Here is a 25,911-nt window from a genome sequence, read left to right on the forward strand (position 1 = left end):
GCGGCGCCAATTTGGTGCGCAGCTCCACCTGTGTTGCCGGCCAACGCCCTTGGATGCGCACGTTGTGTGCAGCAGGCACAGCCTTTGCAAAGTCCTGTGTATCTGCCCCATAAAAACTATCGGTTTACGGAGATCGCACCATGCAGCGTCGTAGCTTGATCAAGGCTTTAACTTTGTCGGCATCCATTGTCGCCATGGGGTTGACCTGGACCGTACAGGCCGCCGAGACCATCAAGGTCGGCATCCTGCACTCGCTGTCGGGGACCATGGCCATCTCCGAAACCTCGCTTAAAGACATGGCGCTGATGACCATTGACGAGATCAACGCCAAAGGCGGTGTGAACGGTAAAATGCTCGAGCCGGTGGTGGTGGACCCTGCCTCGAACTGGCCGCTGTTTGCCGAGAAAGGCCGCCAGTTGCTGACCCAGGACAAGGTTGCCGTGGTGTTCGGCTGCTGGACGTCGGTGTCGCGTAAATCGGTGTTGCCGGTGTTCGAAGAACTCAACGGCTTGCTGTTCTACCCGGTGCAGTACGAAGGCGAAGAAATGTCGCCAAACGTGTTCTATACCGGTGCGGCGCCGAACCAGCAGGCGATCCCGGCGGTGGAATACTTGATGAGCGAAGAAGGCGGCGGCGCCAAGCGTTTCTTCCTGCTCGGCACCGACTACGTGTACCCGCGCACCACCAACAAAATCCTGCGTTCATTCCTGCACTCAAAAGGCGTCGCGGATAAAGACATCGAAGAGGTCTACACCCCGTTCGGCCACGCCGATTACCAGACCATTGTTGCCAACATCAAAAAATTCTCCGCCGGCGGCAAGACCGCCGTGATCTCCACCGTGAACGGCGACTCCAACGTGCCGTTCTACAAAGAGCTGGCCAACCAGGGCTTGAAGGCCACCGACGTGCCGGTGGTAGCGTTCTCGGTGGGTGAAGAAGAGCTGCGCGGCATCGACACCAAGCCGCTGGTGGGCAACCTTGCGGCCTGGAACTACTTCCAGTCGGTGGAGAACCCGGTAAACAAGAAATTCGTCGCCGACTGGAAGGCTTACGCCAAGGCGCACAACCTGCCAGGCGCGGATAAAGCCGTGACCAACGACCCGATGGAAGCCACCTATGTAGGCATCCACATGTGGGCGCAAGCGGTTGAGAAAGCCAAGTCCACCGACGTCGACAAGGTGCGCGAAGCCATGGCCGGCCAGACCTTCGCCGCGCCGTCGGGCTTCACCCTGACCATGGATAAAACCAACCACCACCTGCACAAGCCGGTGATGATCGGTGAGATCCAGGCTGACGGGCAGTTCTCGGTGGTGTGGCAGACCGAAAAACCGATCCGCGCTCAGCCGTGGAGCCCGTACATTCCAGGCAATGACAAGAAGCCGGATTACGCCGTGAAGAGCAACTGATCCGAGGGGTGTCGACACCTGAGTGTCGACACAAACCCTGTGGGAGCTGGCTTGCCTGCGATGCAGACGACTCGGTGTATCTGAAACACCGCTATCGCAGGCAAGCCAGGTCCCACATTTGTCCGCGTAAGGCCGACCAATATGCCCACTGCCCTTTACCGTTTCATCTTCGCTGCCTTGCTGTTGCTGCCTTTCGCAGCACAGGCAGGCGATGCCGAAGACTTCCTCGCTGCCAACCCGACGCAACAAGCCAAGCTGCTCCAGGATTGGGCCGCCCAGCCCGACCCCGCGCGCATCGAACTGGTGGACGCCCTGCAACAAGGCCAGCTCACGCTCAACGGTGAAACCAAAACCGTACGCCTGAACAACCGCCTGCGCGGGCTGATCGACAACGTCCAAGCCAGCCAGCAACTGCTCGCCGCCGACCCCAAGGTGCGCCTGGCAGCGGCAAAAACCCTGCAAAAAAGCGCGCAACCTGCGCAACTCAAATTCCTCGACCAGCAAGTTGCCGCCGAAACCAACGAGGACGTGCACACCGCCCTCAGCCTGGCCCTGGCCAACCTGCAACTGGTCGACACCGACCCCGTCGTGCGCCTCGCCGCCGTGCGTTTGCTGGGCGGCACCGGCGACCCGCTGGCCCGCACGCGTCTTGAGGCGTTGCTCGCGCCGGGTGTCGAAACCGACGCTGCCGTGCACACCGCCGCCGAGACCAGCCTGGCTCAGGTCAAACGCAAACTGATGTTCGGCGAAATCCTCGGCCAGGCCTTCAGCGGCATGTCCCTGGGCTCGATCCTGTTGCTTGCCGCCTTGGGCCTGGCGATTACGTTCGGCCTGCTTGGCGTGATCAACATGGCCCACGGAGAGATGCTGATGCTCGGCGCGTATTCGACTTACGTGGTGCAACTGATGATGCAGCGCTACGTGCCTGCGGCCATCGAGTTCTACCCGTTGATCGCGCTGCCAGTGGCGTTTTTTGTCACCGCCGCCATCGGCATGGCCCTGGAGCGTACGGTGATTCGCCACCTCTATGGCCGGCCATTGGAAACCCTGCTCGCCACCTGGGGCATCAGCCTGATGCTGATCCAATTGGTGCGTCTGGTGTTCGGTGCGCAGAACGTCGAAGTGTCCAATCCCGAATGGCTGTCCGGTGGCATTCAAGTGCTGCCCAACCTGGTGCTGCCATACAACCGCATTGTGATCATCGCCTTCGCGCTGTGCGTGGTGGTGCTGACCTGGCTGCTGCTGAACAAGACCCGCCTGGGTCTCAACGTGCGCGCCGTCACCCAGAACCGCAACATGGCCGCCTGCTGCGGCGTACCCACCGGGCGCGTGGACATGCTCGCGTTTGGCCTGGGCTCCGGTATCGCAGGTTTGGGCGGCGTTGCTTTGAGCCAGATCGGCAACGTCGGCCCGGACCTGGGCCAGAGCTACATCATCGACTCATTCCTGGTGGTGGTGCTCGGCGGTGTCGGCCAGTTGGCCGGCAGCGTCATGGCCGCCTTTGGCCTGGGCATCGCCAACAAGATTCTGGAGCCACAGATCGGCGCCGTACTCGGCAAGATCCTGATCCTCGCGCTGATCATTCTGTTTATCCAGAAACGCCCGCAAGGACTCTTCGCACTGAAAGGACGGGTGATCGACTGATGAACCAGCCATTGATGCTTACGGCCACGCAAAAGGCCGGCCCCAAAGTGACGATAGCGGTGGGCGCGGTGATCCTGATCCTGCTGCTGGCCCTGCCCGTATGCTCGCTGCTGTCGCCTGAACATCCGCTGCATGTGTCGGCCTACACCCTGACACTGGTGGGCAAGATCCTCTGCTACGCCATCGTCGCCCTGGCCCTGGACCTGGTGTGGGGTTACGCAGGGATGTTGTCCCTCGGCCACGGCCTGTTCTTTGCCCTGGGCGGTTACGCGATGGGCATGTACCTGATGCGTCAGGCGTCCGGGGACGAGCTACCGGCGTTCATGACCTTCTTGTCGTGGACTGAGTTGCCTTGGTATTGGATGGGCACCGAACACTTCCTCTGGGCCATGTGCCTGGTGGTGCTGGCGCCGGGTTTACTGGCGCTGGTGTTCGGGTTCTTCGCCTTTCGCTCGCGAATCAAGGGCGTGTATTTCTCGATCATGACCCAGGCCCTGACCTTTGCCGGGATGCTGCTTTTTTTCCGCAACGAGACCGGGTTTGGCGGCAACAACGGCTTCACCAATTTTCGCAGCATCCTGGGCTTTGGCATTACCGAGCCAGGCACGCGAGCGGTGTTGTTTTTTGCCACGGTGGTGTTGCTGGTCGCCAGCTTGTACACCGGCTGGCGCCTGGCGCAGAGCAAGTTCGGCCGGGTACTGACGGCATTGCGCGACGCCGAAAATCGCCTGATGTTTTGCGGTTACGACCCGCGCGGTTTCAAGTTGTTTGTGTGGGTGTTGAGCGCCGTCTTGTGTGGCCTGGCCGGGGCGCTGTATGTGCCGCAGGTGGGGATCATCAACCCCAGCGAAATGTCGCCGACCAACTCCATCGAAGCCGCTGTGTGGGTGGCCTTGGGTGGGCGCGGCACACTGATCGGCCCGCTGCTGGGCGCCGGCGTGGTGAACGGCATGAAGAGCTGGTTCACCGTGGCGTTTCCGGAATACTGGCTGTTCTTTCTCGGGGCGCTGTTCATCATCGTCACCCTGTATTTGCCCAAGGGTGTCATCGGCCTGTTGAAGAAACGGGGTGAGCAATGAGAGTCACTGCGACGGCGGAATTTATGCTCGAACCCATTCTCGAACCGAACAAAGACGCGGGCAGCAGCCGCGATGCGATCGGCATCGGCCAGGCCGCAGGCAAGGGTCTCAACACCCGCCACGGCACCATCCTGACCCTGGAAGACATCAGTGTCAGCTTCGACGGTTTCAAGGCGCTCAATGACCTGAACCTGTACATCGGCGTCGGCGAACTGCGCTGCATCATCGGCCCCAACGGCGCGGGCAAAACCACGCTGATGGACGTGATCACCGGCAAGACCCGCCCCAGCCACGGCAAGGCCTGGTTTGGCGAAACCCTCGACCTGACCAGCATGAGCGAAGTGCAGATCGCCCAGGCCGGCATCGGCCGCAAGTTCCAGAAACCCACGGTATTCGAAGCCCTGAGCGTGTTCGAAAACCTGGAACTGGCGCAGAAAACCGACAAGTCCGTGTGGGCCAGCCTGCGCGCACGCTTGAGCGGCGAGCAGAAAGACCGTATCGATGAAGTGCTCGAGACTATCCGCCTGACCGCTTCGGTACAGCACCCGGCCGGGCTGCTGTCCCACGGCCAGAAGCAGTTCCTGGAAATCGGCATGTTGTTGATGCAAGACCCGCAGCTGTTGCTGCTGGACGAACCGGTAGCGGGCATGACCGACGCCGAAACCGAATTCACCGCCGAACTGTTCAAGCGCCTCGCGGGCAAGCACTCGCTGATGGTGGTGGAGCACGACATGGGCTTCGTCGGCTCGATTGCCGACCACGTGACGGTGTTGCACCAGGGCAGCGTGCTGGCCGAAGGGTCGCTGGAACAGGTGCAGGAAAATGAGCGGGTGATCGAGGTTTATCTCGGTCGCTGATGCTGACGTGAACTGCTTTATGTGGGCGCTGGCTTGCCTGCGATACAGGCGATTCGGTCTACCCGTGGGACCACGGTGATGCCATCGCAGGCAAGCCAGCTCCCACATTGATCCGGTTCCCACAAGGGAATTGAGGAGAACTCCAGAATGCTGCAAGTCGACACGCTGCATCAGTACTACGGCGGTAGCCACATCCTGCGCGGGCTGTCATTTGACGTAAAAATCGGCGAAGTCACCTGCCTGCTCGGCCGTAATGGCGTGGGCAAGACCACCCTGCTCAAATGCCTGATGGGTTTGCTGCCGGCCAAAGAGGGCGCGGTGAACTGGGAAGGCAAGGCCATTACCGGGTTCAAGCCGCACCAGCGCGTGCATGCTGGCATTGCCTACGTGCCTCAGGGCCGGGAGATTTTTGGGCGCCTGACCGTGGAAGAAAACCTGTTGATGGGCCTCTCACGTTTTCCCGGTTCCGAGGCCAAAGAGGTCCCGGCGTTTATCTACGAACTGTTCCCGGTATTGCTGCAGATGAAGCACCGGCGTGGCGGTGATTTGTCCGGCGGCCAGCAGCAACAGTTGGCAATCGGCCGGGCGCTGGCCAGCCGCCCGCGCCTGTTGATTCTCGACGAGCCCACCGAAGGCATCCAGCCGTCGGTGATCAAGGAAATTGGCATGGTGATCAAGAAGCTCGCGGCACGCGGCGACATGGCAATCCTGTTGGTGGAGCAGTTCTACGACTTCGCCGCCGAGCTGGCCGACCAGTACCTGGTGATGTCACGCGGTGAAATCGTCCAGCAAGGCCGAGGTGAAAATATGGAAAGTGAGGGTGTACGCGGGCTGGTTTCTATATAAGTAAGAATCTAATCTTTAGCGTCCGAAGATAAGCAAACAGCCATGAACCTGCCCGTTACTCCCGCCCTGTTCACCCCCAGCTGGCACGCCGAGCTGGAGCTCGGCTACGCGCGTTTCGGCGACACCACGCGCCCGGTGATGCGCCGCCACCTCGGCCCGCTGCGCGTGCAAAAGCACCTGTACGCCGAAGGCCCCGAGGTGTGCCAGCACATCATCGTGCATCCGCCCGGCGGGATTGCCGGCGGTGATCGCCTGGACATCAGCGCCCATGTCGGCGCCAATGCCTGGGCGCAATTGACCAGCCCCGGCGCGGCCAAGTGGTACCGCGCCAGCGGCCCGGCCTTTCAAAAGCTCGAACTGACGGTAGAAGCTGGCGCCACGCTGGAATGGCTGCCTCAGGAAACCATCGTATTCAGCGCCGCCCAGGCCGAACTCACCACGCGTATTGATCTGCAAGGCGATGCCCGGCTGTTCTACTGGGACGTGGTCGCCCTCGGCCGCCCGGCCAGTGGCGAGCGTTTCGACCTCGGCCACTTCCAATCGCACCTGGACATTCGCCGCGACGGCCAGTTGCTCTGGCATGAGCGCCAGCGCATTGTAGGCGCCGACGGTTTGCTCGACTCACCCATCGGGCTGGACGGCCAGCCGGTGTTTGCCACGCTGTTGCTCACTGGCGATATCGACCCCGAATTACTGGAACACTGCCGCGCCTTGCCGCATGCGGTGCGCGGCGACCTGACCCAATTGCCAGGCCTGCTGGTGGCCCGCTGTTTGGCCAGTGAAGCCTTGCTGGCACGGGGCTGGTTGATTGATTTATGGCGGTTGTTACGCCCTGCGGTGCTGGGGCGGGAAGCAGTCGCCCCGAGAATCTGGAGCACATGAAGATCAAAATGTGGAAATCAGTTTGTGTGGGAGCTGGCTTGCCTGCGATGGCATCACCTCGGTACATCAGATACACCGAGTTGCCTGCATCGCAGGCAAGCCAGCTCCCACACAAGCCCGCTCCCACTCTTGGGTCTCTGTTGTATTTAAGCATGCTATCTGTGAAGGACCTTGAACCATGGATTTGACCCCACGGGAAAAAGACAAACTGCTGATCTTCACCGCCGGCCTGGTGGCCGAACGCCGCCTGGCACGCGGTGTGAAGCTCAACTACCCGGAAACCATCGCCTACATATCCGCCGCGCTGATGGAAGGCGCGCGCGATGGCCGCACCGTCGCCGACCTGATGCACTACGGCACCACCCTGCTCAGCCGCGAGCAAGTGATGGAAGGCATCCCGGAAATGATCCCGGATATTCAGGTGGAGGCCACCTTCCCCGACGGCACCAAGCTGGTCACCGTCCACCAGCCCATCGCGTGAGGCCCGGCCATGATTCGTGATGCAACCGCGCAAGACCTGCCGGCCATTCGAGAGATCTACAACGACGCGGTGTTGAACACCACGGCGATCTGGAACGAACAACCGGTCGACCTGGCTAACCGTCAGGCCTGGTTCAGTGCGCGCCAGGCGCAGGCCTATCCGATTCTGGTGGCGGTCGAAAACGATGAGGTTACCGGCTACGCCTCGTTCGGCGACTGGCGGCCTTTCGAAGGCTTTCGCTACAGCGTCGAGCACTCGGTGTACGTGCGCAACGACCAGCGCGGCAAAGGCCTCGGCCCACGCCTGATGCAAGCCCTGATAGAACGTGCCTGCGCCTGTGGCAAACACGTGATGGTCGCTGCCATCGAAAGCGGCAACCAGGCGTCTATCCGCTTGCATGAACGCCTGGGATTCGTCACGACCGGGCAAATGCCACAAGTGGGCATCAAGTTCGGTCGCTGGCTGGACCTGACCTTTATGCAATTGACATTGAATCCGGGCGCCGAACCGCCCAAGGAGTGAGATCGATGAACACCGCTCAACTGCGTCGAGTGAATGCTGAAAGTTTTGCCCATTACCGCCTGGGCTTGATCGAGCTGTTGCTGGACGCGGTGAAGCACGGTGCTTCGGTCGGTTTTATGGCCGACTTCGATGAAGCCCAGGCCCGTGCCTATTTGAGTGGCGTGCAGGCGAGTATCGAAGACGCCAGCCTGCTGTTGTGGGTAGTGGTGCGAGATGAGCAGGTGATCGCCAGCGTACAACTGGCGCTGTGCCAGAAAGCCAATGGCCTGAACCGTGCTGAAGTGCAAAAGCTGCTGGTACACAGCAGCGCCCGGCGCCATGGCCTGGGCCAGCAATTGATGAGCGCCCTGGAACTCGCCGCGCGCCAGCACAAGCGCGGCCTGTTGTACCTGGACACCGAAGCTGGCTCCGGCGCCGAAGCGTTTTACCAGTCGCTGCGCTACACCAAAATCGGTGAATTGCCCGATTACTGCCAAAGCCCGGACGGGCGCTACAGCCCGACCGCCATCTACTTCAAGACCCTGGGGCAACCTGCATGATTCCTGGTGAATATCAGATCCAGCCTGGCGACATCGAACTCAATGTAGGCCGGCGCACCATCACCCTCAGCGTGGCCAACAGCGGCGACCGGCCGATCCAGGTGGGCTCGCATTATCATTTTTTCGAAACCAATGACGCGCTGACCTTTGATCGCGCCGCGAGCCGTGGCATGCGCCTGAATATTCCGGCGGGCACGGCGGTGCGGTTTGAGCCGGGGCAGGCGAGGACTGTCGAGCTCGTCGACCTGAGCGGGGAACGCCGAGTGTTTGGGTTTACAGGAAAGGTCATGGGCGACTTGTAGGTCGACTTCAAGCTCCAAGCCTCAAGTTGCAAGAAAGAGCAGTTTGCGGCGCACATATTGGCTTTTACTTGAGGCTTGCAGCTTGAAGCTTGCAACTCATATGCGAGGAATTAGGCTATGAAAATCAGTCGTCAGGCATATGCCGACATGTACGGCCCCACCGTCGGTGACAAGGTCCGCCTGGCCGACACCGAGCTGTTCGTCGAAGTGGAGCAGGACTTCACCGTCTACGGCGAAGAAGTGAAATTCGGCGGCGGCAAGGTGATTCGCGACGGTCAGGGCCAAAGCCAGTTGCTCGCCCATGAAGTGGTGGACACGCTGATCACCAACGCGCTGATCATCGACCACTGGGGCATTGTCAAAGCCGACGTCGGCCTGAAGAACGGCCGCATTCACGCGATCGGCAAGGCCGGCAACCCGGATATACAGCCGGGCGTGGCCATGGCCATCGGCGCCAGCACCGAAGTGATTGCCGGTGAAGGCATGATCCTCACCGCCGGCGGCATCGACTCCCACGTGCATTTCATCTGCCCGCAGCAGATCGAGGAGGCGCTGACCAGCGGCGTCACCACCATGATCGGCGGCGGCACCGGCCCGGCTACCGGCACCAATGCCACTACCTGCACCTCGGGCCCGTGGCACTTGGCGCGCATGCTCCAGGCCAGCGATTCGTTCCCGATGAACATCGGTTTTACCGGCAAGGGCAACGCCAGTTTGCCGGAGCCGTTGGTCGAGCAGGTCAAGGCCGGCGCCATCGGCTTGAAGCTGCATGAAGACTGGGGCACCACACCGGCCAGCATCGACAACTGCCTGAGCGTTGCCGATGAGTACGACGTGCAGGTGGCGATTCACAGCGACACGCTCAACGAATCCGGATTCGTCGAAACCACCCTCGCCGCGCTCAAGGGCCGCACCATTCACACCTACCACACCGAAGGTGCCGGTGGCGGCCACGCGCCGGACATCATCAAGGCTTGCGGCTTTCCTAACGTGCTGCCCAGCTCCACCAACCCGACCCGGCCGTTCACCCGCAATACCATCGACGAGCACCTGGACATGTTGATGGTCTGCCATCATCTGGACCCGAGCATTGCCGAAGACGTGGCCTTCGCCGAAAGCCGCATCCGCCGCGAAACCATCGCCGCCGAAGATATCCTGCACGACCTGGGCGCGTTTTCGATGATCAGCTCCGACAGCCAGGCCATGGGCCGCGTCGGCGAAGTGATCACGCGTACCTGGCAGACTGCCGACAAGATGAAAAAACAGCGCGGCGCCCTGCCCGGCGACGGCCCGGGCAATGATAATTTCCGCGCCAAACGCTACATCGCCAAGTACACCATCAACCCGGCGATCACCCACGGCATCAGCCATATCGTCGGCTCGATTGAAGTGGGCAAGTGGGCCGACCTGGTGCTGTGGCGCCCGGCGTTCTTCGGCATCAAGCCGACCCTGATTCTCAAGGGCGGCGCAATTGCCTCAAGCCTGATGGGCGACGCCAACGCGTCGATTCCCACGCCGCAGCCGGTGCATTACCGCCCCATGTTTGCCAGCTTCGGCAGCGCGTTGCATGCCACCAGCCTGACCTTTATCAGCCAGGCGGCGCAGGCAGCCGGCTTGCCCGAAGCCCTGGGTTTGAAAAAGCAGATTGAGGTGGTCAAGGGCTGTCGCAACGTGCAGAAAACCGACCTGATCCACAACGATTACCTGCCGGATATCGAAGTGGACCCACAGACCTATCAGGTCAAGGCCGATGGGGTGTTGCTGTGGTGTGAGCCCGCAGAGGTGTTGCCAATGGCCCAGCGCTACTTTTTGTTCTAGCGAAAACAACTCAGCCCCGAAGGCAAACCTGACGGTTCGTCTGCGGGGCTGAGTCGCGGTGACTGATCAAATTGCCGCAGGCCTCGGGTTCAAGCGGCCAGCAGTCACGACAGCCTTACGAGAACATATTTTTTATTATCGAGTCGCTGTACCCATAATCCATTCGCAGCTCGGCGCCCGCCGGAATATCTTCGGTCGCAAATACCGCACTCAGCATAAAGCTCTTTGTTTTTGTTGTTGCCGCAGGCCCCATTCCCAGCCACATATCCGCCTCAACGGGGAAGGCCACGGACTCTACGTTGTATCCCCCTGCAGCCTGACGGATTGGTTTGTCATTCGCGTCATACTCAAAGTGGGTGTTTATTCTGGAGATGATGTTGTCCCCCGACAAGTGAACCGGCTCCGTGACGAGTCGACCGCCCTCCAAGGTCGATTGAGTGCCGACGAGCATGGTGTAGGTTTGACCTCCAGAGCCGAAAAATCCATAGGGTAGGACGGTGCCGCCGTAAACGCCGACGATCTCCCCTTTGGCGATACGCTTGTTGGCTACCACCATCGACTGTCCTATCAGCGATTGTTCCTGGGGCACCTTCATATCCTGCGCAGTGAACGTACGCCGCTGCAGTTTCTCTTCATAACGAGCCCCCACCTCCTCATACCCTTCAAACTTGATGTAAGGTTTGACTTGATCGGAGGTGTATTGAGTACCGGACTCCACCAGTTCAACGCGTCTTTGCAGCTTTCGAATACGTATCGGTCTGCCCTGATAATCCCTGAGTGGGTACTTACCGTTATTCGCTCGGTTATAACTCCCGACTGGATTGGGGGCGGCCGTGAAATGAACTTCACGCCTCATGGTACTGAGCTCGTCCGCCGTGTAGGGAACCACAGGCATAGACTCTGGGGCCTCTTCAAACTCATCCTCAGAACCACCCGGCGTAGACTCTGATGCGTCTTCAAACTTGTCCTCGGAACCACCCGGCCTCATCCCTCCTGGCGTACGTGGACGTTTCCACACCCCGGCGATATCCGGTTTGGCGATGATCCCGCTACTGACCAGGGCAAACGGGTTATCCGGCGCCTGCACCCACAATAGGTAGTGCTCGCCCTCCGCATCGGGCAGGCTCGCGACAAAATACTGTTTCCCATTGAAGTCGATGGCGCGTGCCTGTGAAAGCTGTAACTCACGCGATGTGCTTTTGCTGGGCTCAACCAGCACTTCAAGGGTTTCCTGTGGCAACAGAATATCCGCAATTTCCTGTCGGCTCAGTGTCTCGATCAATGCGCTTTCCTTAATCGCCAGCTGTGCCTGCAAGTCATCGGCTTTGGCCTTATAGACCGTCTCTGACAACGCCTCGGCAACGCGGCTCTCATGCAGCGCGGCCAACTGCTGCTGATAGGGCTCGCTCTGCGCATCGAATTGCGCGCGGTACTTTTGAGTCACATAGTCCTGCCAGAAATCGCGGGACAACAGGGCCTGAAACGCTGCTGGGGAGTTATTCAGCGCCACGACTTTTGCGTAGGCCGCATCAAGCATTTGTGAAGTGACATTCCCCATTTGGGCGAACCGGACTTGCTGAGGCTGCCCAGGTAAGTCGAGTCGGTCCTTAAGGCCGTAGCGATAGGCGAGTCTTACCTCGACCTCTTCCAGCCGCGCCAACTGCTGGGCTTTCTGGTCAGCCGTTAAGTTATCGTTGCTGTTAATGGTCCTCCGGCGTTGATCAATATCCCTCAAGGCGATGACCTCAAGTTCGTCCAGGCAATACAAGCCTCTGGCGAACTTCAGCAACGCAGCCCCTGGTTTCAGGTCCATGGCCTGCGTGCGGGCCCGGTAGACCATCGCCATGATTTCCACATTGCTGAAAGACAACCCCGCACGGTCGCAACACGTCGGTCTGCCCGCCCACTCAAACATTTGTTCGCGCAACTGTTCGGACTCGGGCGTGTGTTCGCTGATGCTGTCGATCACCTCCCACACCCGCCGCTGAAGGTCTTCGTGGCCGGCGCCGGCATCATCCAGCCCCTCCAGCATTGCGAAAAAACCATCCCCGTTCGGCTGCTCACGCAGCGTATGCCATTGGCGCCCCTTCACGGCAACCTGCTCTTCGGACAGCCCCGTAGCCCATCGCTGAAAACGCGTTTGGGCCCTGGCGCCGATCACCGCACGACCGCGGATATTCAGGGCAGAGGCGACGAAAATATTGGGGTTGGCAGCGGACGACAGCCCCGCTTGCTCAAGCCGTACACCGTAATCGCGAATCTGGTCCTGAGTGGTCGCAGTTAAAGGGTTGAAGGATATATCCGTCACGCCATTGACCCGCGCGGAGTTGGCCAATTGCGCATCCGAGGGTGCGATGACGAACTCTGGAAGGCTGGTGAAATCGTTGTAGCTCAACAGTATCTGGTCCAACGCCGGCTGGTTGATCAAGCCGGTGGGAAACGTAGTAATGCCGCAGTTCGCCATGCCCAGGGACCGCATATCCGTTATCTGACTGAAGTCCGGCGTGATGCCCAGCTGATTGTGATTCAACCTCAAGCCTCTGAGAGAGGTTCGCCCGGACAGGATCGCGGCCGTTTGCTGCGTCAGGCGGATCTGGTTGTTGTTCAAAAACAAACGGGTCAGGTTGTGCATTTCACCCAGGGCCGGTGGCAGCACCCTGAGTTGGTTATTTGACAGGTCCAGCCAGCGCAGATGCCGGTAGCGTGTCAGGAATCCTTCCGGCGAAGCACTGAGGCCCATGTTGCTCAATTTCAGTGAGCCGACATGGCTGAAATCAATGTCCAGGTCCGGCAGGCTTGGCAGCGTCAGGCCACTCAAGTCCAGCTCCAAACCTATCTGCGTTCCGTCATTGGCAAGCATTTGCGGGGTTTCCCGACGCCAGCACGCAAGAATACGTTTCTGAGCCTGATGACGATCCTCAAGGCCCGCCGCGTTGGCTTGTCGTTGGCCCGCGCGAACGTAGCGTTGCTGTTCGCCGCCGCCCGAAAACGCCCAGGCGTTCAACTGCTGTTGCAGGGTGTTGAACTCTTGTTCGAGTCTGGCCAGTTCAGCGTCGGCACCGCCGCCCAAACGCCAGACCCACTCCCTGGCGTCTTGCATGCGTTTGTTCGGGTACAGGCGTCGTAGCTTTTCGAGCCTGGGGTTGCCACTGTCAAACGCGCCATCACGGGCGCTTTTCACCAGGTCCGGTCGGACCTGATTCAAGCGTTGCCAGTAACCATCAAATTTTTGCCAGTAATCAGGCTGAAATCGGTTGCCCTCAAGCAGGGTGACGCCATTGAGCCGGGCGCTCGCGGCGAGCTGTTCAGTTGCCGGATTGAGGTGTTCCTCGGGCACTTCTCGTAAAAGATTATGGCTCAGGTCAACAAAATCCATCCCCGCACGGGCCTGCAATCCCGTTGGCCACCGATCCAGCTGCGTATTCCTCAGGTTCAGGCTTCTCAACCGGGGCATAGCGCTGAAGTCAGGCGCAATCCTCAACGGGTTATTGGTGAGGTAGAGCGCTTCAAGGTTGCCGAGGCCACTCAGCACTCTGGCGCTGTGTGGGGTCAACCGAATGTTGTTGGACGTTAGGTTCAACGAGGTCAGGTTGTTCATTTCACCAATGGCGCCAGGTAACTCGGTCAGCCTGCAACGGCTGACGACCAACTCTTTGAGGCGAACGAACTTCCCAAGGAAAACATCCGCGTTACCCGACCACTTGACTCCGACGAGCTCAAGTTTCTCGATATGGCTGAAGTCGGCGCTCAGTGCCGGTAACTCCATCACACCATCCATCAGCAACCGCAGAGGGCCTTTACCCGTACGCTGCCAGTGGCTCAAGATCTGCCTGGCGATGCCAGACGCTCGGGCGTCCACCGGTCCCGCAGCGGACTGCGGGGAATTCGCCTGAACCCAAACCTGCAATTCCCTCTCCAGCGTTTTGAACTCAGCTTCCCGAAGCGTCAGCCCACCCCGCACATTCGTACCCAATGATTGGATAAAGGCAGTGACCTCACCCTCCTCCATTGAAGGGTACAGCTTGAGGACTCGGGCTTTTACCGAAGCCTCTGAAGGACCAAAAACACTGGCCACCATCCGTCGAAACCCACGGCCACCGCCCAGCAAGCGCAGTGCAGGATCAATGGTCGGCTTGCGCAGCGGGTGCTCCAGCAACACCGTGCGCAGGCGCGCACGTGGCAGAGGCGCTTGCGCAATCGCGGCTTTCATTTGCAGCGCATCGGTGAACCCCAGGGCCTGGCGCTCAGTGGCAGACAACAGGTCCCAGGTCGCAGCAAAGAAATCCCGTGGCTGGGTCGCCTGGAACAAGCCGTTATCCATCTGTATCAGAGTCCTGGCTGTTGCATCCAGGGAACCGATCGCATCAAGCAGCGGCCCCTGCGCCGAATACTGACGCAGCTCCACCCGAGTACCCCGGCGCCATCCGGGCAAGGTTTCCAGGGTGCGCAAAGCCAGGCGCTGGCTGTCGAGGTTCGCCAGGGTGTCCAACTGCAGCCCCTCGTAAGCGCGGGCTACCCGTGTTTCCTGTTCACACCATTTCGCGTGTTCGGTCTGTGCTTCGGGCAGCAGCCCGGTGCTGCGCCAGGTTTGCAGTTGCTCGGAACTCAGGCTCTTGAGCAGGTGCGCCGCCATCGAGGTCGGTAACTCGGGATAGTCCGCCAGCAGCCGCTGCACATCGGGGTCAACCGATGCGGTCAACGCTCGGTAGCGTTCCTCCACCAGCGGGCCTTTGTACATATCCACCATGTCGCCCAGGTGCTGACGCAGCTTGCCGGCCCGCACATCCAGTGAGTCTTCGGTATTTCCGGGGATGTCGGTGAGCGCCGGGTCAACGCCTTGCAACGTGTTCAACACCTCTTTGAGCAACTCGCCACGCGCCAGTTGGCCTTCGTTGAGGACCACCACCCGCGTGGCGGACGACGAAGGCTCCGTTTCCCAGATGACTCTGGCACCACTGCCCAGCACCCGAAGACCGAGGTTTTGCGGCAACATCCCACGACGACGCATCATGTTCAGTTGCAGCGCCGGATCAGCCTTGGCGTAGACCGCCGGGTCGCTGCTATGCATTTGCTCGACAAAGGTCGTCAGCGCCTGATGGGCCTTGAAGTGCTGGATCGAATCCTCCAGCAGCAAAGGCACCGGCTCATGCTCGACAAAGGTCTGGCGCAAGGTGTCCTCCTCGACACCGCTGGCGGCGCGGGCCTGCTCCAGCTTTTCGCTGTCGAGCCCCCGCTGTTCCAGCCCCAGACGCCTCATCAACGTCGGCTTGTCCCAGGTCAGTGGTTCCTCGACTTCATGGCTCCAGGCGCCGGCATGGTTATGCGCCAATTGCGGTTCATACGCGCCGGGACGGCTGGGGTGCTGGATGCGGTACTGGCCGGTGTCGGGCTCCTGCCTGACCTGATAGTGGTCACCTTCATGGGGCAACACTTTTTGCCCGTTGTGCAAGTAGAGACCCAAGGCGTCTGGCTCGGCGTCTAGAGGCAATTTAACCGGCACCTTATAGGGCGTCATATCCGGGTTCCATAACACCTGCTTGCCGGTGGGCAGCGTGACCGGTTTGAGGTTGTCGACCATGCTCGCCAGCTTGATGGCGGGCAACACCTTGGCCCCGGTGCCCAACATCGCCGCATTGAGGGCCACGCTGGAAAAGTGCGCCCACATCGTCTTCAGATCGCTTTGCTCGTAGGCTTCAATGCCTTCATACACTTCAGTGCACATCTGCGCCGCACCCACCGCCAGCATGATCGGCCCCAGCCCCGGCACCACGAAAGCACCGAGATTGAACACGCTGATCACCGCGTCCAGGTAGCTCGACAGCCGCTCCATGCGCGCCTTACGGTCTTCGTCACCGGTGGGCACGGCCACGGCGCGGGCATCCGACAAAATCTTGCGCACCTGTGCCTTGCGCAGTTGCGCCCATAAGTTGGCTCCGATTGCCAACTCATCCAGGGGCAGCCTCGGCGGCCTGGATACCAGCGGGTAATCGCCGGCCGCGCCATTGCCGTTGGCGGGTTTGTACAACAGATTAAATTGCTGAAAAAAGAGGCCCTGCTCGCGCTGGGGCACAAATCGGCTGAAAAAGCGCCGGTACGAGGCGCTGTGCAAGCGGGTCCTGAGGTCGGCCATGAACTCGGCGCTGGAGGCATACTCCTTCAGCGGCTGCTGGGGGTCATTGGGGATGAACACCACCAGGCGCTCGACACTGTCACTGTCTTTACGGGCTGGACCGATCAGCAACGGCCCCACCAACACACTGCCAAACACCTTCAGCGCGGCGAACGTCACCGGCTTGCCATCGAGTGTGGCGCTGCCCGGGTCGGTGATGACCTGTTTGATCATGCGGTAGGCATCAGCACCAATGCCCCACTCGGTCTGGTGAGCCGCCATCTCGGCGCTCAGCGCCAGCAATTGGCGCTGGTGCTCTTGCAGCTGCGTTTCCAGTGCGGTGCGCTGGGTCGCCTCGTCCGGTTGGACGATGGACTTGATGTGCTGCTGATACAAATTGCCCACGTCCAGGCTGCGGCACACTTGGGCAAATTCATGGGGCGCGATGGGCAGGGCCTGGGAATTGACCGCGCTGAAGGTCGGGATAACGTCGCCGTCATACGAACTCCAGGCGGTTATGATCTGGCAATCGTTGCAGGTACTGGCTCGTTCTTCATCGCGCTCGAAATTGGCCAGGGCGGCCTCAAGTAGGGAAACACCGCGGTATACATAGTTCAGCTCCGAGTCGCGTTGTTGGTCGAAGACAAACGCACCGAACAGGTCGTCGCGACTTTTGAACCCATACTTGCGCGCGAAATAGACGTTCTTGACGTCCACATCCAGGTTGAAGCGTTGCTTGAGTGCGTCTTTAAGCGGCTGCTCGGCAAAGGCGAGCACATCCTTGATATCACCGAGGGTGTTCTCTACCTGGTTCAAGGTTTCGCGATAACGGGTGTGGCTGGCAGCCAGGTCAGCCTTTTGCTGAGCCGTGGCGGTCAGGTACCAGCGAGGCAGTTGCAGTTCGTGGTGGGCGAGTTCTTCCTGGCGTGCAGTAGAGCCTTGGTTGAACCAGCCGGGCACACGGTCTTTGAGGAAGTCATAGTGAACGCCCCGAAGATCAGCGTTGAAGGTGCCTTCGGCGGTAGGGGCAGGTTGTTCTGACATAGTAGGGCTATCCATGACGGGCGGGAAAAAACCAACCTATCGAATAGCCCTACCTGAAAAGCCCTAGATAGTTATGCGGCTCAAAAATGCTCGCGCGGATTGAACGCCGCTTTCTGCGCCAGTTCCTGCCACAACGCCTTGACCTCCTCGTCGCTGCTTTTGGGCATCACGGCCTTGAGCTGCACAAACAGATAGCCGCGCTGCCCGGCTTTGTTGAGTAAGCCATGGCCCTTGGCGCGCATACGCTGGCCGTTCTGGCTGCCGGCCGGCACCTTGAGGTTGATCTTGCCGGTGAGGGTTGGCACCGCCACTTCCGCGCCCAATGCCAATTCCCACGGCGCCAGGGGCAAGTCGATGATCAGGTTTTCACCGTCCACCTCGAACTTGGGGTGCGACGCAAACTTGATGATCAGGTACAGATCGCCATTGGCGCCACCGCCAATACCCGGTGCGCCCTGCCCTTTGAGGCGGATGCGCTCACCGTCGGCCACACCGGCGGGGATCTTCACGTTCAGGCTCTTGGTGGTGTTACTGACGTGACGACCCGAAGCGTCGTATTGCGGCACCTGGAAGCTGATCTGCTTGGACTCGGTGGACAGCGTCTCTTCGAGGAGCACCGTCAGTTGCATCTCCACGTCCTGGCCCTTGCGCCCGGTTGGACGGCGCTGGCCACCACCGAAAGCATCGCTGCGGTTACCAAAGATCGAGCTGAAAAAGTCCGAAAAGTCCTCGGTGTTCTGGCCACCGCCAAAACCGCCACGGCTCTGCCAGCCCGGCGGGCCCTGGAACGGCTGGCCATGCTGGCCGTATTTGCGCAGTTCGTCGTATTCGGCGCGCTTATCGGCGCTTTTAAGCGCTTCATAGGCTTCGGACGCGTCCTTGAATTTTTCTTCGGCGTCTTTTTCCTTGCTCACGTCCGGGTGATATTTGCGTGCGAGCTTGCGATAGGCGGCCTTGATTTCCTTGTCATCGGCCGTCGGCTCGACACCCAGTATCTTGTAGTAGTCTTTGAAATCCATCGGCGGTTCACCATCCTTAATCGAGATCGCACAACCTGAGGCACAACGTGCGCTGCTTTGCACCTGTTGAGTCTTGTGGCCCGGGGGTGCGTCAAAGTGTTATCGGCACTAGCCGTATGCATAAGATGTGGGGGCGAATCCCTTACTTTCAAGCACGATTTAACGGATGGTTGGCCTACGCATCCGCCTTCGACTGGCATACACTGCGCGGCCGTTTTGCAACCGGAACCCGATAGACATGAAAAACCCATCCCCAGCCCGTGCCTGCGGCATCGACTTTGGCACGTCCAACTCCACCGTCGGCTGGATCCGCCCCGGCGAGGAGACGCTTATCGCGCTGGAGGACGACAAGATCACGTTGCCGTCGGTGGTGTTCTTCAACTTCGAGGAGCGCCGCCCGGTGTACGGTCGACTTGCGCTGCACGAATACCTGGAAAACTACGAAGGCCGGCTGATGCGCTCGCTCAAGAGCCTGCTCGGTTCCAAGTTGATCAAGCACGACACCAGCGTGCTCGGCACGGCCATGCCCTTCACCGACCTGCTGGCGCTGTTTATCGGCCAGCTCAAAAGCCGCGCTGAAACCACCGCCGGCCGCGAGTTCGAAGAAGTGGTGCTGGGCCGCCCGGTGTTCTTCGTCGATGACGACCCGATGGCCGACCAGGAAGCTGAAAATACCCTGGTGGATGTAGCGCGCAAGATCGGCTTCAAGGACATCTCGTTCCAGTATGAGCCAATCGCTGCGGCCTTCGACTACGAGTCCACCATCGAAAAAGAAGAGCTGGTACTGATCGTCGACATCGGCGGTGGTACATCTGACTTCTCGCTGGTGCGCCTGTCCCCGGACCGCCGCCACAACGACAACCGCCACGACGACATCCTCGCCACCGGCGGCGTGCACATCGGCGGTACCGACTTCGACAAACAACTCTCGCTGGCCGGCATGATGCCGCTGTTCGGCTACGGCAGCCGCATGAAAAGCGGTGCCTATATGCCGACCAGCCACCACATGAACCTGGCCACCTGGCACACCATCAACTCGGTGTACTCGCAAAAATCCCAGCTGGCCCTGGGCAGCATGCGCTACGACATCGAAGACACCGGCGGCATCGACCGCCTGTTCAAGCTGATCGAACAGCGCGCCGGGCACTGGCTGGCAATGGAAGTGGAAGAAACCAAGATCCAGCTGACCCACGAAGACAGCCGCCACGTGCTGCTGGACCGGGTTGAACCCGGGTTGAGCGTGGACCTGAGCCGCACACTCTTCGAGTCCGCGATTGATGGCTTGCTGGAGCGCGTGCGCAACAGCGTCACTAAGTTGCTGACCGATGCGTCGGTAGAAGTGGCGCAGGTGGACACGGTGTTCTTCACCGGGGGCTCCAGCGGTATTCCGGCACTGCGCCACAGTATTTCGGCGATGTTGCCAAATGCGCGGCACGTGGAAGGGAATATCTTCGGCAGCATCGGCAGTGGTTTGGCGATTGAAGCGAGCAAGCGCTACGGCTCCTGACCTGCCCCAATCTCACCAACACTGAAAATCAAATGTGGGAGCGGGCTTGCTCGCGATAGCGGAGTGTCAGTCGAAGTAAGTATCGACTGAACCACCGCCTTCGCGAGCAAGCCCGCTCCCACTTTTTTGAACGGTGAATACCTGAACACAGCCTAGCGGTGATAGATCGCCCACAAGCCAAGCAACGTCAGGCACCACATGACCGCGCCCAGCACGATCACCAGGTAGTTCCACAAGTTGAAGCGAGCGTTGCTCTGCCCCTCTGGGTCACCTGCCGCAAAATTGATCAGGCCTTGGCCTTGTTGAAGGATGTAGGCACACAGAGGCACCGCCAGGATCGCCAGGGGTTTATAGGCTAACCAGGTATCGATCCGGCCAGCCGCCATTTCGAAAAGCCGGGCACCTACTGTTACCACGACGAACACCGTCGCCCATTGCTCGAAGTCAAAATCGAATTTTCGACCGCTGCGGGCAATGCGATCATCGGCCCGGCGATACAACTGATGAATAAAGAAGATAAAGAAAATGGCCCGCGCCAACGGCCAGATATCCAGCTGATTGGCCTTCTTGTACAAGCTCCAGTTTTTATACGACCAAATGTAGGTGTACAGCCCGAAACTGAGCAGGCTCAGCACCAGCAGCTTGGTTTTGGAAATGACATAAAACTCGGCAGACGCCTTAACCGTCTCGGTCAACTCCGCCGTTGGCGGAGCATAGATATTTTCGCTCAATGCGGACCTCCCCTAATTCCCTTTAAGTTATTGCGTCAAACCATCCCGCCGAGCTTCAGCTCACTCTTCAAATACGCATAATAAATCGGCCCTGCCACCACGCCCGGCAGACCGAATGCGGCTTCAAACACCAGCATCGCCAGCAACAATTCCCACGATTTGGCACTGATCTGCCCGCCCACGATGCGCGCGTTGAGGAAGTACTCGACCTTGTGAATCACGATCAAATACCCCAACGCCGCCACTGCCACCCAGATCGACAGCGACAACGCGACGATGGTGATCAGTGTATTGGACATCAGGTTGCCGATTACCGGCAGCAGGCCGAGCAGGAAGGTCAGCACGATCAGGGTTTTGGTCAGCGGCAGGTGAATCCCGCACAACGGCAGCACCACCGCGAGGAAAATCGCCGTGAACATGGTGTTGAGCGCGGCAATCTTGATCTGGGCGAAGACGATGTTGCGAAACGCCTGGACCAGCAGGTGCAGGCGGTCGAACAAGGCGGCGGCCAGGGGCTTGCGCTTGGTCAGGTCGGGCACGCGCTGCAGCGCGATGATGGCGCCGAGCACCATGCCGATCAGCAGCGTGACGAACATGTGGGCGGCGTCTTTGCCGACCAGTTGCAGCTCGCTCAGGTGCTTGCTCAGCCAGTCGCCGATGGCCACGCGAAACTCGGCGGCGCTGGCAGGCAGGTAGGCGTCGAGGAACGGCGGCAACTGGCCGCGCGCGCGGTCGACCACGCCCATGAATTTATCGAGGGAAGCCCCAGGGTTTTCCGCTTCGTGGAGCAGGAAGCTGATGGCGCCGGCGAAAATCAGGGCCAGCACGCTGACGATCAAGGTGCCGAGCAATGCCACCGCCAGCCAACGCGCGCGCCGGCCTTCGATCAGCCGTTGCAACTGCGGGGTGAGCATATTGACCAGCTCATACACCAGCAAGCCGGCCAGCAGGCTGGGCAGCAGCTTGAGCGGCAGAACCAGCAGCAACCCACCGAAAATGATGACGCAACTGACCAGCAATAACACGTGACGCTGAGAAAACGTTGGCATACAGCCTCAAAACGAACGGCGTTAAAGGATGGGCAGTCTGCCAGCCTTGAGGGAATCAAGCGAGAGGCCAGGTTGTGAATGCGATCAAGTGTGGGAGCCGGGCTTGCCCGCGATGCAGGCGCCTGGGTTTACCTGGCCTACCGAGGTGATGCTATCGCAGGCAAGCCAGCTCCCACATTTGAGCTCCAGCGTTGGCGAAATCGTGGTCAGCCTTTGAGGCAAGTGCTCATAAAGGTCTTACGCGCATCGCCGGTCAACGCCTTGGTTTTCGCCGTGGCATTGCAGTCTTTCATTTTCTGCTGCTGTGGGGTCAGGGTCTTGGCGTCGTTGGCGGCAGGCGCCGACAGGCAGGTCTTCATGAACGTCTTGCGGTCATCGCCTTTGAGCGTCTTGGTAGTGGCTTCAGCATTGCAGGTGGTCATTTTATTTTGCTGGGCGGTAGCGGCGAAGCCTTGGGAACACAGCAGCAGGCCCATCATCAACAACGGAATACGCAGCATCTTCATGGAGTTTTCTCCCTGTTACCGTGCCGGAAGGGCACGGCCTACGCAGCAGTGTAGTCAAAGCCTGTTACATCTTCACCGGCCACGGATATTTGCCCGGCGGTACTGCTCCGGGGTGCAGCCCGCGTGGCGCTGGAACATGGCGATGAAGGCCGAGGCAGTGCTGTAACCCAAGTCAAAGGCCACATGCTGCACACTGTGCTCGCTGTCGAGGGCCTCGATGGCGGCGAGGTAACGCAGGCGCTGGCGCCATTCGCCGAAGCTCATGCCCAGCTCCCGCACAAATTGCCGGGCCAGGGTGCGTTCGCTCACATGCACTTGCTCCGCCCATTGCCCCAATGGGCGATTGTCGCCGGGCTCGGCCTGCATGCCTTCGAGCACACTGAGCAGCCCGGGGTGGCGCGCGTAGGGCAGAAAGCAATCGTGAATCGGCGCTTGCTTGAGTTGGTCCACCAGCACTTGGGCCAGGCGGATATCCGCCTCGGTTTGCGGGATGTTGACATCGCGCAGGGCAAAGTCGCCAAGGATCGCCTTGAGAATCTCGCTGATTGCCAAGGTGCACGGCGCCTGTGGCAGTTGCTCGCAGAGTTGCGGGGCAAGGCCCACCGAGCGATAGACAATGGCCTGGGCGTTGTAGGAGCTGTGCTCGGTGTTCGGCGGGATCCACACTGCGTACTGCGGCGGCGACATAAAGCGGCTGCCGGCCACTTCCATGCGCATCACGCCGTTGGCCGAGTAGTCCAGCGAACCCCAGAAGTGCCGGTGCGGCGTGCACTCGGTATCAGGCGCGAAATCGGAGTAACGGAAGTAGACCGGGCTCGGCAGGCGCGGGAAATCCGCGAGGCGTACGGTGTGTCTGGGCATATTGTCTGGATACAAAGGTCGTTTGTCTGGATCGCAGTATAGGCTTCGATCCAGACAGGGGATAATCCTGCCTCATCAACACACTTGGTTTCTTTCGATGCAATTTGCGTATCCCCTGCTGGCCATCTTTATCTGGGCCGGCAATACCGTGGTCAACAAATTGGCCGTGGGCACGATCTTCCCCGCTGAAATCGGCTTTTACCGCTGGTTGCTGGCAGCGCTGCTGTTTACCCCGTTCATGCTCAAGCCGGTGATTGCCCATTGGCCGCTGATTCGCCCGAACCTGGGCAAGATCTTCATCCTCGGCGTGCTCGGCATGGCCGTGTATCAAAGCCTGGCCTACTACGCCGCGACCCTGACCTCGGCCACCAACATGGGCATCATCCTCTCGCTGATGCCGTTGATGGCGCTGACCGCCGCCATCATCAGCCTCGGCCAGCGCCTGACCTTTGGCGCACTGACCGGCGCAGTACTGTCGTTCGCCGGCGTGGTGGTGGTGGTGTCGGCCGGCAGCCTGGGCGCGTTGCTGCAACACGGGGTCAACCTGGGCGACGGCATGATGCTGATCGCCACCCTGGCCTACGCGGTCTACAGCACTTTGCTGAAGAAATGGCAGCTGCGCCTGCCGCCGCTGGTATTGCTGTATTTGCAGGTGCTGGTGGCCGTGGTGGTGCTGTTTCCGCTGTTCCTGTTCTCCACCAAAGCAGGCCTGGGCTGGGCGAATATTCCGCTGGTGTTGTACGCCTGCTTGCTGGCGTCGATGCTCGCGCCGCTGGCGTGGATGCACTCGGTGAAGACCCTGGGGCCAAGCCGCACCACGCTGTTTTTCAACCTGCTGCCGCTGATTACCGCGTTGATTGCGGCGGTGGTGTTGAAGGAAGAGCTGGCGATGTATCACTTGGTGGGTGGCTTGCTGACGTTGGGCGGGGTGATTTTGTCGGAGCGCTGGACTACGCCGGTTCGCCGTCAGGTCAGTGTTGCCTGATAGGCCGCCTTCGCGAGCAAGCCCGCTCCCACATTCGATCACATTCCAAATGTGAAACTCGGTCGAATGTGGGAGCGGGCTTGCTCGCGAAGAACGATAACGCGGTAAACCTGCTAAACCCCCGCAGCCTTCAGCCTTTTCGCATGCTCTACAAACAACCGAATCGGCTCCGCGCCCTTGCCCACCAGCCCGAAGGACTGGTTCACGATATCGAAGTGGTCCAAGGGGTAGTCATCACCAATCACCCATCCCAGATGCGAGCTATAGCGCCCGACCATACCGTCGCATTGGCCCTTTTCGCGCACAAAACTGCGGGCGAACAGCCGGCAACTGCGGTTCGTGCCGTCCAGCAGGTTGCGCCCGCGATCAGTCTTGCCCGGCTGCAAGGTGCCGGACCATGAGTAATAGCGCACACCGTTGGCCAATTCGGCGCCCTGCCCGCCCCACGTATCGGGCAGGCCCTGAGGGTATTGCCGGTTGAACAGGGCCACGCCTTCGCTGGTCAGGGAATGATGGGAGGCTTTTAGATCAGCCTTGAAGCGCGGCCCGCGATAGCCGGTTTCCAGCAGGCTCATCATCCCTGCGACTAAATGAAACACCGCGCTCACGACTCGGCCTTTCCAACTGTCTGCGGGGTAATGGAGCTGGAAGTAGTCCGCCAATTCCGAGCCATGATTGGGCCCTGCCACTGACGTCACCGAAGCCACCCACTCAGGGCGCCTGGCCGCCGCGTAACGCGCCGTCAGCGAGCCCTGGCTATGGCCGAGCAGGTTGACCTTGTCGGCGCCTGTTTCCCGGCGAATCCGCTCAATCTGTGCCAGCAACTGCTCACCGCGCACCTCGCTGGAATCCAGCGGCGCCACCTGCACGGGAAACACCTGCGCCCCACCCGCCCGCAACGCCGGGACAATCCCGTACCAATACGGGAACAACCCCAAGCGTACGAAGCCCAGCATGCCGGGCACCAGCACCAGAGGGTAACGCGTGGCTAACAACTGCGACATGAGGCGAACGTCCTTGATCAAGTCAGGATGAAGGCAGGCTAACCCAATCCGGCGACGAGCAGATGACACGTTCGGGCAAATCCAATAAAACTTTTTGCCCCGCCCAAGACTCACAACTTGGAGCGATCACGCCGGCAGAGCGTGGCGCAAAACCGGATTAGCACCAGGAGATTGAGATGACTGAAGCACATTTGACTGACGTTGCGACCCTGCGCTCACGCGCCCGCCAGAACGTCGAAAACGGCGCCGTGACGGAAGGCTATGACGCCGACCGCGAGGAAATCATCCGCCTGCTCAACGCATCGCTGGCCACTGAGCTGGTCTGCGTGTTGCGTTACAAGCGCCACTACTTCATGGCCAACGGCCTGAAAGCAAGCGTCGCCGCCGATGAATTCCTCGAGCACGCGACCCAGGAAGCCGAGCATGCCGACAAACTGGCCGAGCGCATCGTGCAACTGGGCGGCGAGCCGGAGTTCAACCCCGACCTGCTGTCGAAGAACTCCCACGCGCAATACGTGGCCGGCAAGAACTTGAAGGAAATGGTCTACGAAGACCTGGTGGCCGAGCGGATCGCGGTGGACAGCTATCGCGAAATCATCCAATACATCGGCGACAAAGACCCGACCACGCGTCGCATCTTCGAAGAAATCCTGGCCCAGGAAGAAGAACACGCCGACGACATGGCGGATATTCTGCAGGACCTGTAAGCCGTAACACTGC

Annotated in this window: 21 protein-coding genes; 14 read left to right on the forward strand and 7 right to left on the reverse strand. The window is 60.2% G+C overall.

All coding sequences use genetic code 11. From position 1 onward, the window contains the following. The first annotated feature begins 140 nt into the window (after positions 1-140). The 11 genes from urtA to ureC all read left to right on the forward strand — a co-directional run bounded on the left by urtA (position 141) and on the right by ureC (position 10,376). Positions 141-1,406, forward strand: coding sequence for an urea ABC transporter substrate-binding protein (urtA, locus tag ACI77D_RS00430; RefSeq protein ID WP_064450462.1), 1,266 nt, complete (start codon positions 141-143; stop codon positions 1,404-1,406). Positions 1,407-1,547: 141 nt separating this feature from the next. Further along, the gene (urtB, locus tag ACI77D_RS00435) at positions 1,548-3,050 is read left to right on the forward strand and encodes an urea ABC transporter permease subunit UrtB (protein WP_064450461.1); all 1,503 of its coding nucleotides are present in this window, start codon (positions 1,548-1,550) and stop codon (positions 3,048-3,050) included. Continuing rightward, a complete protein-coding gene (gene urtC / locus ACI77D_RS00440) occupies positions 3,050-4,129 on the forward strand; it encodes an urea ABC transporter permease subunit UrtC (RefSeq protein ID WP_221293795.1) in 1,080 nt (359 codons plus the stop codon). Before urtB ends, urtC begins: the two co-directional genes overlap by 1 nt. Continuing rightward, a complete protein-coding gene (gene urtD, locus ACI77D_RS00445) occupies positions 4,126-4,986 on the forward strand; it encodes an urea ABC transporter ATP-binding protein UrtD (RefSeq protein ID WP_407015862.1) in 861 nt (286 codons plus the stop codon). The genes urtC and urtD overlap by 4 nt, the downstream gene beginning before the upstream one ends. A gap of 147 nt (positions 4,987-5,133) precedes the next feature. Then, positions 5,134-5,832 (forward strand): urea ABC transporter ATP-binding subunit UrtE, encoded by a 699-nt coding sequence (gene urtE / locus ACI77D_RS00450; RefSeq protein ID WP_407015863.1) that lies wholly within the window; start codon positions 5,134-5,136, stop codon positions 5,830-5,832. A 42-nt stretch (positions 5,833-5,874) separates the two neighbouring features. Next, positions 5,875-6,714, forward strand: a complete 840-nt coding sequence (locus ACI77D_RS00455; protein ID WP_128591434.1) for an urease accessory protein UreD — start codon at positions 5,875-5,877, stop codon at positions 6,712-6,714. Positions 6,715-6,892: 178 nt separating this feature from the next. Next, positions 6,893-7,195: an urease subunit gamma gene (gene ureA / locus ACI77D_RS00460; protein WP_003171437.1), complete on the forward strand. Its 303-nt coding sequence runs from the start codon at positions 6,893-6,895 to the stop codon at positions 7,193-7,195. Between the two features lie 9 nt (positions 7,196-7,204). After that, positions 7,205-7,717 (forward strand): GNAT family N-acetyltransferase, encoded by a 513-nt coding sequence (locus ACI77D_RS00465; RefSeq protein WP_064450455.1) that lies wholly within the window; start codon positions 7,205-7,207, stop codon positions 7,715-7,717. 5 nt (positions 7,718-7,722) lie between these two features. Next, positions 7,723-8,256, forward strand: coding sequence for a GNAT family N-acetyltransferase (locus tag ACI77D_RS00470; protein ID WP_128591433.1), 534 nt, complete (start codon positions 7,723-7,725; stop codon positions 8,254-8,256). After that, on the forward strand, positions 8,253-8,558 hold the full coding sequence (locus ACI77D_RS00475; RefSeq protein WP_064450453.1) for an urease subunit beta: 306 nt from the start codon (positions 8,253-8,255) through the stop codon (positions 8,556-8,558). The genes ACI77D_RS00470 and ACI77D_RS00475 overlap by 4 nt, the downstream gene beginning before the upstream one ends. A gap of 117 nt (positions 8,559-8,675) precedes the next feature. Then, positions 8,676-10,376 (forward strand): urease subunit alpha, encoded by a 1,701-nt coding sequence (ureC, locus tag ACI77D_RS00480; protein ID WP_407015864.1) that lies wholly within the window; start codon positions 8,676-8,678, stop codon positions 10,374-10,376. Positions 10,377-10,491: 115 nt separating this feature from the next. On the opposite strand, the gene ACI77D_RS00485 is transcribed toward ureC, so the two are convergent. Then, complete coding sequence (locus ACI77D_RS00485) at positions 10,492-17,529, reverse strand: NEL-type E3 ubiquitin ligase domain-containing protein (RefSeq protein WP_407015865.1); 7,038 nt, start codon at positions 17,527-17,529, stop codon at positions 10,492-10,494. Between the two features lie 80 nt (positions 17,530-17,609). Further along, positions 17,610-18,548 (reverse strand): DnaJ C-terminal domain-containing protein, encoded by a 939-nt coding sequence (locus ACI77D_RS00490; RefSeq protein ID WP_064450450.1) that lies wholly within the window; start codon positions 18,546-18,548, stop codon positions 17,610-17,612. Between the two features lie 238 nt (positions 18,549-18,786). On the opposite strand from ACI77D_RS00490, the gene ACI77D_RS00495 reads away from it, so the two are divergent. Next, a complete protein-coding gene (locus ACI77D_RS00495) occupies positions 18,787-20,055 on the forward strand; it encodes an Hsp70 family protein (RefSeq protein ID WP_064450449.1) in 1,269 nt (422 codons plus the stop codon). A 152-nt stretch (positions 20,056-20,207) separates the two neighbouring features. Here the strand turns inward: ACI77D_RS00495 and ACI77D_RS00500 are convergent, their stop codons facing one another. The 4 genes from ACI77D_RS00500 to ACI77D_RS00515 form a co-directional block, all read right to left on the reverse strand. Further along, positions 20,208-20,786 (reverse strand): hypothetical protein, encoded by a 579-nt coding sequence (locus tag ACI77D_RS00500; RefSeq protein WP_064450448.1) that lies wholly within the window; start codon positions 20,784-20,786, stop codon positions 20,208-20,210. A 35-nt stretch (positions 20,787-20,821) separates the two neighbouring features. Further along, complete coding sequence (locus ACI77D_RS00505; RefSeq protein ID WP_064450447.1) at positions 20,822-21,835, reverse strand: AI-2E family transporter; 1,014 nt, start codon at positions 21,833-21,835, stop codon at positions 20,822-20,824. Positions 21,836-22,041: 206 nt separating this feature from the next. Continuing rightward, a complete protein-coding gene (locus ACI77D_RS00510; protein WP_407015866.1) occupies positions 22,042-22,341 on the reverse strand; it encodes a PsiF family protein in 300 nt (99 codons plus the stop codon). A 72-nt stretch (positions 22,342-22,413) separates the two neighbouring features. Continuing rightward, positions 22,414-23,202 carry an AraC family transcriptional regulator gene (locus tag ACI77D_RS00515; RefSeq protein WP_407015867.1) on the reverse strand — a complete coding sequence of 263 codons (789 nt, stop codon included), beginning with the start codon at positions 23,200-23,202 and terminating at the stop codon, positions 22,414-22,416. A 97-nt stretch (positions 23,203-23,299) separates the two neighbouring features. On the opposite strand from ACI77D_RS00515, the gene ACI77D_RS00520 reads away from it, so the two are divergent. Next, positions 23,300-24,187: a DMT family transporter gene (locus tag ACI77D_RS00520; protein ID WP_128591419.1), complete on the forward strand. Its 888-nt coding sequence runs from the start codon at positions 23,300-23,302 to the stop codon at positions 24,185-24,187. A gap of 113 nt (positions 24,188-24,300) precedes the next feature. Here the strand turns inward: ACI77D_RS00520 and ACI77D_RS00525 are convergent, their stop codons facing one another. Further along, positions 24,301-25,191: an esterase/lipase family protein gene (locus ACI77D_RS00525; protein ID WP_407015868.1), complete on the reverse strand. Its 891-nt coding sequence runs from the start codon at positions 25,189-25,191 to the stop codon at positions 24,301-24,303. Between the two features lie 176 nt (positions 25,192-25,367). Between ACI77D_RS00525 and ACI77D_RS00530 the strand changes: the two genes are divergently transcribed. Further along, complete coding sequence (locus tag ACI77D_RS00530; protein WP_064450443.1) at positions 25,368-25,898, forward strand: bacterioferritin; 531 nt, start codon at positions 25,368-25,370, stop codon at positions 25,896-25,898. Positions 25,899-25,911: the final 13 nt, after the last annotated feature.

The sequence above is a fragment of the Pseudomonas sp. O39 genome (assembly GCF_045447295.1).
GTDB lineage: Bacteria > Pseudomonadota > Gammaproteobacteria > Pseudomonadales > Pseudomonadaceae > Aquipseudomonas > Aquipseudomonas antarctica_A.

Bases quoted from the DNA above. Each gene is read 5' to 3' on its own strand.
- urtA (WP_064450462.1), top strand. From the start codon at position 141: ATGCAGCGTCGTAGCTTGATCAAGGCTTTAACTTTGTCGGCATCCATT.
- urtB (WP_064450461.1), top strand. From the start codon at position 1,548: ATGCCCACTGCCCTTTACCGTTTCATCTTCGCTGCCTTGCTGTTGCTG.
- urtC (WP_221293795.1), top strand. From the start codon at position 3,050: ATGAACCAGCCATTGATGCTTACGGCCACGCAAAAGGCCGGCCCCAAA.
- urtD (WP_407015862.1), top strand. From the start codon at position 4,126: ATGAGAGTCACTGCGACGGCGGAATTTATGCTCGAACCCATTCTCGAA.
- urtE (WP_407015863.1), top strand. From the start codon at position 5,134: ATGCTGCAAGTCGACACGCTGCATCAGTACTACGGCGGTAGCCACATC.
- ACI77D_RS00455 (WP_128591434.1), top strand. From the start codon at position 5,875: ATGAACCTGCCCGTTACTCCCGCCCTGTTCACCCCCAGCTGGCACGCC.
- ureA (WP_003171437.1), top strand. From the start codon at position 6,893: ATGGATTTGACCCCACGGGAAAAAGACAAACTGCTGATCTTCACCGCC.
- ACI77D_RS00465 (WP_064450455.1), top strand. From the start codon at position 7,205: ATGATTCGTGATGCAACCGCGCAAGACCTGCCGGCCATTCGAGAGATC.
- ACI77D_RS00470 (WP_128591433.1), top strand. From the start codon at position 7,723: ATGAACACCGCTCAACTGCGTCGAGTGAATGCTGAAAGTTTTGCCCAT.
- ACI77D_RS00475 (WP_064450453.1), top strand. From the start codon at position 8,253: ATGATTCCTGGTGAATATCAGATCCAGCCTGGCGACATCGAACTCAAT.
- ureC (WP_407015864.1), top strand. From the start codon at position 8,676: ATGAAAATCAGTCGTCAGGCATATGCCGACATGTACGGCCCCACCGTC.
- ACI77D_RS00485 (WP_407015865.1), bottom strand. From the start codon at position 17,529: ATGTCAGAACAACCTGCCCCTACCGCCGAAGGCACCTTCAACGCTGAT.
- ACI77D_RS00490 (WP_064450450.1), bottom strand. From the start codon at position 18,548: ATGGATTTCAAAGACTACTACAAGATACTGGGTGTCGAGCCGACGGCC.
- ACI77D_RS00495 (WP_064450449.1), top strand. From the start codon at position 18,787: ATGAAAAACCCATCCCCAGCCCGTGCCTGCGGCATCGACTTTGGCACG.
- ACI77D_RS00505 (WP_064450447.1), bottom strand. From the start codon at position 21,835: ATGCCAACGTTTTCTCAGCGTCACGTGTTATTGCTGGTCAGTTGCGTC.
- ACI77D_RS00510 (WP_407015866.1), bottom strand. From the start codon at position 22,341: ATGAAGATGCTGCGTATTCCGTTGTTGATGATGGGCCTGCTGCTGTGT.
- ACI77D_RS00515 (WP_407015867.1), bottom strand. From the start codon at position 23,202: ATGCCCAGACACACCGTACGCCTCGCGGATTTCCCGCGCCTGCCGAGC.
- ACI77D_RS00520 (WP_128591419.1), top strand. From the start codon at position 23,300: ATGCAATTTGCGTATCCCCTGCTGGCCATCTTTATCTGGGCCGGCAAT.
- ACI77D_RS00525 (WP_407015868.1), bottom strand. From the start codon at position 25,191: ATGTCGCAGTTGTTAGCCACGCGTTACCCTCTGGTGCTGGTGCCCGGC.
- ACI77D_RS00530 (WP_064450443.1), top strand. From the start codon at position 25,368: ATGACTGAAGCACATTTGACTGACGTTGCGACCCTGCGCTCACGCGCC.